Below are 1,140 nucleotides of genomic sequence, written 5' to 3' on the forward strand. Positions count from 1 at the left end.
AAAACAGGACTGTGCTGAGGGTGCCTCCGCCCGGGACCACTGCGATCGCGGGTTGGGAAACCCTGATCACGATCGATGCGAGGAACAACATCCCGCCCAGGAACCACGCTCTCGGCGCGTTACTCGTGGTGCGGGCGAAAACTCCGATGTCAGCCATACTCGCCCAGTGTACTCAGGTCCTTCACAAGTCCCGGTCAGAGTTCATTTATCTGGATTCGTCCATCTCGCGACGGTGTCCGAGTCGGAGGACGAGCACCATCAACGTGTCGTCCTGAATCTCGTAAATGATGGGGTAGCCGCCCGTTCACACCCGCCACTCGCCAGAGCCGCCGACGAGGTGAATCGCTTGGGACGGTCGGGGACTCTGGGCCAAGAGATCGATCGCTGCCTGAATTCTCCGGCGGACCTGCAGATCGAACGTGCGCAACTGCCGTGCAGCAGCTGGCGCGATCCTCACCGAGTAGGTCATGCGCGGCCGCGGTCTGTCTTTATTTAGTCCCAGGGAGTTGGTTCGTTTTTTGTCCGTCGCAATTCTTCGCGTGATTCCTCTGCGGCACGACGAGGTCCGTCCCAGCTCATCTGGCTAGGCTCAGTGCTGGTTCCCGATACGACTCATCGCGAACACGTCTCGTCGCCGTACCCCACAGAGGATTGAGCCATGCCCATGAAAACAATTGTGATCACCGGTGCGAGTGACGGAGTCGGCGCGGCCGCAGCGCGCAAACTCCACGCGGACGGGCATACCGTCGTGATTGTGGGCAGATCCCCCGAGAAGACCCAGACCGTGGCCGGGGAACTCGGAGCGAAGTACTACGTGGCGGACTTCTCCGATCTCAGCCACGTGCGTGAGCTGGCCGACCGCCTGAAAGCGGATTATCCCCGCATCGACATTTTGGCCAATAACGCCGGCGGAATTTTCGGCTCCCGGAACAAGACGGTGGACGGCTTCGAGAAGACCCTCCAGGTCAATCATCTGGCACCGTTTTTGCTCACCAACCTTCTGCTGGACACCTTGCTTGCCTCGCACGCCTCGGTGATCAACACCTCGAGCGTCGCTGCCCGAATCTTCGGAAAGGTCGACCTTGACGATCTCAACAACACCTCGAGGTACTCCGCAAACAAGGCCTACGGCGACGCGAA

General features: G+C 60.1%; 1 protein-coding gene and 1 pseudogene. One reads left to right on the forward strand and one right to left on the reverse strand.

The window, feature by feature from the left end; translation table 11 throughout:
- Window positions 1-205: 205 nt before the first annotated feature.
- Window positions 206-292: pseudogene (locus tag JF66_RS25165) on the reverse strand (type II toxin-antitoxin system RelE/ParE family toxin); the annotation flags it as partial.
- Between the two features lie 366 nt (window positions 293-658).
- Between JF66_RS25165 and JF66_RS19925 the strand changes: the two are divergent.
- Window positions 659-1,140, forward strand: a 482-nt coding sequence (locus JF66_RS19925; protein WP_197059514.1) for an SDR family NAD(P)-dependent oxidoreductase, incomplete at its 3' end; no start/stop codon positions are given.

It is taken from the genome of Cryobacterium sp. MLB-32, from assembly GCF_000738085.1.
Classification (GTDB): Bacteria; Actinomycetota; Actinomycetes; order Actinomycetales; family Microbacteriaceae; genus Cryobacterium.